General features: G+C 67.9%; 4 protein-coding genes. All 4 read left to right on the forward strand.

Annotated elements, in window-relative coordinates; translation table 11 throughout:
* The first annotated feature begins 527 nt into the window (after nt 1-527).
* Entirely contained in the window at nt 528-1,787 is a 1,260-nt protein-coding gene (locus VN520_RS24315) for a hypothetical protein (RefSeq protein ID WP_325749066.1), read from the forward strand.
* Nucleotides 1,787-2,338 carry a TRAP transporter small permease gene (locus VN520_RS24320; protein WP_325749067.1) on the forward strand — a complete coding sequence of 184 codons (552 nt, stop codon included), beginning with the start codon at nt 1,787-1,789 and terminating at the stop codon, nt 2,336-2,338. The genes VN520_RS24315 and VN520_RS24320 overlap by 1 nt, the downstream gene beginning before the upstream one ends.
* Nucleotides 2,335-3,834: a TRAP transporter large permease gene (locus tag VN520_RS24325; RefSeq protein WP_325749068.1), complete on the forward strand. Its 1,500-nt coding sequence runs from the start codon at nt 2,335-2,337 to the stop codon at nt 3,832-3,834. The genes VN520_RS24320 and VN520_RS24325 overlap by 4 nt, the downstream gene beginning before the upstream one ends.
* A 378-nt stretch (nt 3,835-4,212) precedes the next feature.
* Nucleotides 4,213-4,596: acyl-CoA dehydrogenase family protein (locus VN520_RS24330; RefSeq protein WP_325749069.1), on the forward strand; the 384-nt coding region annotated here is incomplete at its 3' end.

The raw sequence follows: 4,596 nt of genomic DNA on the forward strand, positions 1-4,596 counted from the left end.
CGTCCTCGCGACCGCCCCGTCACCGACGTCGCCGGGAGCGCCCATCGGGCCGGCCGCGCGACCGCCCGCTGAGCCAGGCGCCGGTGGCTCCCGCCGGGTTCGAGCCGGGGATCGCCGTCGTCCGGATCGGGCGGCGGGACACGTTGTGCACCGGTTGACAATCAGTCTTGACGGCGAAGTGTGACCGTAGTTACATGGCGCACCTCGGAGGGGCCGATGGGTGGGCGTGCACCGGTCGGCAAAGGCGACGACTGATGCACAGGAGGCGTTCGGCATGACCGAGAGCCGGGGGAATGCCGGCCAAGGATCGCTCGACTCGGCGCCGAGCAGGTGTGCCGGCAATTCCTGCAGCACCGTCAGGGCGCCGACGCGGAATCAATAGGGCGTCACCGGATGGCCCGCATTCGAATGCGGGCCGGGGCCGCGAAAGGGCACCGCGGCTCACCGGGCACGGAACCACCCGCCAGCCGCTCTCGGCGGCGGCTGCACAGCGTCCGCACTTTCATGTGCACGAACAGGAGAAGAAGATGAATCAGCCATTCGTCCGACGCATGGGTGGCGCGCTGGCTGCCATGACGTTGATGGCGGGCTGCGCAGCCCAGCAGGACGGCGGGGGGAATTCCGACGCTTCGGCCTCGGTCGAGGCCGGCGCCTCGAAGGAGGAGTACATCGAGGCCATGAAGGACCTCGAGCCGATCGAGATCCAGATGCAGAGCCTGAACGCCATGGGTGAGAACAACTCGATCCCGCTCGAGGAGTACGCCGCGGCGCTGGAGGAGTGGTCCGGGGGCAAGATTACGTCGAAGATCGCGTACAGCTCGTCGATCGCGTCGGCGGCCGAGACCGGTGAGGCCCTGGCTGACGGGCGGGTCGACTTCGCGCGTCACACCCCCGTCTACGAGCCCGAGGAGTATCCCAACAACAACCGGTTGGTCGATCTGAGCATCCTCGGAGGGCGGGAGCCGATCACCGACTGGCTGCAGCGGGTCGGCGCCTTCAACGCCACCGGATTGGACGACGAGGGCGTCGCCGGCGAGTTCGAGGAGCACGGCATCAAGCCCGTCTTCCCGGTGTGGAAGCCGACCCCCGCCACCGTGCTGGCGTGCACCGAGAAGCCGGTCGTGACCCTCGACGACATGCAGGGCCTGACGGCACGGGCCACCGGGCCGATCCACGTCGAGCAGCTCGAGGCGCTCGGCATCACCCCGTCCGGTCTCAACATCGCGGAGATCTACGAGGGCCTGCAGCGCGGTGTCATCGACTGCGGGGAGATGGCGCTGTCCACGGCGCAGGTCTCCGGCATCCTCGACGTGGCCAACCAGATCTCCTTCGGCACCGAGGTCGGGTTCGCCGATTCCGGCGCGTCGCAGAGCTTCAGCCAGTCCTTCTGGGACGACCTCCCGTTGGTGGCCCAGCAGCTGCTGTGGGACCGGCTCGACGTCTTCGTCGAGTCCACCCTGCTCTCGACCGTCGAGGTCGAGGTCGACGTGATCGAGACGGTGCACGGCAACGGCGGCGCCTTCGAGAGCTGGGACCCGGCGGTGGAGCAGGTGCTCGCCGACTTCAACGAGAAGAAGCTCGAGGAAATTCGCCAGGAGGACGAGGAGCTCGCGACTGCTCTCGAGGACAGCATGGACACCTGGGCGACCGCGGTGTCCGACCTGGGCATCACCGACAACGGCACCTATGCCGAGCTGCCCCAGTGGTACGAGACCGTCTCGCCCGGCCTCCAGGACTTCGCGAAGCGCTTCGCCGAGGACGTGCTCGAGCCCCACCGGCCCGAGTGATGAGCGCCCAGAGCTCCGGGGCCGCGACGTCCTCTGCCAGGCGGCCCGTGCAGCGCCTGCTCGATGTGCTGATGACCGTGCTGGTGACCATCGCCGGCGTGGGACTTCTCGCCCTGATCGTCCACACCGTGGCCAACGCCGTCTCGCGCTCGCTGTTCGACGACCCGCTGACCGGAGCGCCGGAGTACGCCGCCAACTGGTATCTCCCGGCCGTGGCGTTCCTGGGCTTCATCTTCGCCCAGGCCCGTAGGAAGCACATCAGCGTCGACCTGGTCCTGGGCCGGCTCGGCCCGCCGGGCCGACGGCTGGGACTGCGGATCGCCTGGCTCATCACCGGCGGGACGAGCGCGGCGCTGGCCTGGGGCACCTGGACCCAGGCCGTCCACAACCAGGAGATCGGACTGACCGCCGGGGTCATGGGCGTCGTCGTCTGGCCGGTCACCTTCCTGGCGCCGCTGGCCTTCGCGGTCCTGACCATCCAGCTCGCCATCGAGGCGGTGAAGCCGGTGCCCGTCGACTCGGTGCCGGTCGAGGAAGGGAACTCACGGTGAACGTCGACCATGTCGCTCTGGCTCCCGCGAGGGAGGCCGCGGAGCGCGAGGCCACCCCTGATCCGGGTCGGCGGGGCCAGGGCGTCGTGACGGTGCTCGTCACCTATGCCGTGGCGGCGGTGACGGTCTGGGCGATGTTCAGCGGCTACTTCATCGACGAAGCGGTCGGGGTCATGGCGCTGGCGCTGATGCTCCTGCTGGTGCTGATGCAGGTGCACGTCGGCCTGGCCATGGTCCTGTGCGCATGCCTCGGCATGTGGGCCACCCGCGGCGATCGGGCGGCGGTCAACCTGATCAGGGACCTGCCGTACGACGCGGTGGCCAACTGGAGCCTGACAGTCCTGCCGCTGTTCATCTTCCTGGGGCTGCTGCTGTGGCAGTCGGGACTCACCACGAAGCTCTACGCAGCGGGGCGGGAGTGGCTGCGATGGCTCCCGGGCGGTCTCGCGATCGGTACCAACGTCGCCGGCGCAGGGATGGCCGCGATCAGCGGCTCGACGATCGGGTCGAGCTACGCACTGGGTCGCATCGGCATCCCGGAGATGCTGAAGTCCGGCTACGACAAGCGCCTGGTGGTCTTCTCGGTGATGAGTGCCGGCCTGCCGGGCCAGCTGATCCCGCCGAGCATCATGATGGTCATCTTCGCGGGCATCGCCGAGGTGCCCATCGGCCCGCAGCTGATGGCCGGCGTCGGCCCGGGGTTGTTGGTGCTGGTGATGTACTCCGCAGGGATCCTCGTCCTCGGCCTGGTGCGACCGGCTCTGGTCGGTGGTGATCACGAGCAGGTGCTCCCGGCGGGTACCTGGAGGACCAAGTTCGCCAGTCTGGGTGCCATCTGGCTCGTGCCCGTCATCATGCTCGTCGTCGTGGGGGGCATCTTCACCGGCTTCCTGACCGCCAGCGAGGCGGCTGCAGCGGGCGCCGGCATCGCGCTGGTGGCCTGCCTGGCCTACCGCTGGCGTGACAAGCCGCTCGGTGCCGTCAAGCGCGCGGTGCTGGACACCGTCGAGGGGGCCGGCAGCGTGTTCCTGGTCGTCATCGGCGCCTTCGCCGTCGCGGACATGCTCGCCGTCACGGGTCTCGGCGGGGCTTTCACGGAGTGGGTGACCGGCCTCGGCCTGAGCAGCGTCTCCTTCCTCTTGGTGCTGTTCGTCGGCTACCTCGTGCTGGGCACCTTCATCGAGCCGTTGCCGATGATGCTGATGACTGTCCCGTTGCTCATGCCCGTGCTCGAGGAGATGCAGATCTCCTTGCAGTGGTTCGGCGTCTTCGTGGTGTTCATGGGCGAATTGGCGATCCTCACCCCACCTGTGGGCATCCTGCTCTACGTCCTGGCCAACATGGTCAAGGAGAAAGAGGTCAACGTGGGTGTCGACATCTCGTTGAAGGACTGCACGGTCGCTCAGCTGTGGGTGCTGCCGCTGGCCTTCCTGGTGGTTCTCGTCCTCATCCTGTTCCCGGGTATCGCCACGACCATTCCTGACCTCGCCGGTTAGCCGGACGCGCCTCATTCCGGGCACGTACCGGGCGACTGTCGAGTTCGAGGGCGCGGGGAAGGTTTGGGCGTGCTCGATCGGCGCGTGCCCGGCAATTCCGGGCGGTCGGCGATGGAAACGCCCGAATGGGCGGGATCGGCCGCCCACAAGACGGTGATCACCTCAGAATTCCTCGGCGACGCGCGGGCCGTGCCGTCGCGGGCGGCCGTGGGTGCGCACAGAACTGTCTCGCACACCGGGCGCTCAGAACAGTTGACAGTCAGGGTTGACGGCGAACGCACGCGGCCTTAGGTTGGCCGTGTGAGCTCGCCTCACGCCACTCGTGGACACGCGACTTGCCCCACAGGTGCGGCAAGTGGAAGAAAGAGCGGTAGCTACGTGGACTTCGCCATTCCAGACGAACTGAAAGATTTCGTTCGTTCCGTCGAGCGATTCCGGGAGAAGGAGCTGATGCCCCTCGAGGCCGACTTCCTGCGGGAGGGGAAGCTCGAGAACGCGACGATGGATGCGCTTCAGGCCAAGGCCCGCGAACAAGGCTTCTGGGCGCTGGACGTCCCCGTCGAGTTCGGCGGTCAGGGGATAGGCACCCTTGCCACCTGCCTGGTGGAGGAGGAGCTCGCGAAGTTCCCCGGCATGTTCCGCTTCGGCGGCCTCGTCGAGCCGGTCCTCTACGAGGGCACCGAGGACCAGCGCGCCCGCTTCGTCGATAGTGTGGTCAAGGACGGAAAGGTGAGCTGCTTCGCCTTCACCGAACCGCAGGCC

Source organism: Streptomyces sp. (genome assembly GCF_035563135.1).
In the GTDB taxonomy this organism is placed as follows: Bacteria; Actinomycetota; Actinomycetes; order Streptomycetales; family Streptomycetaceae; genus Streptomyces.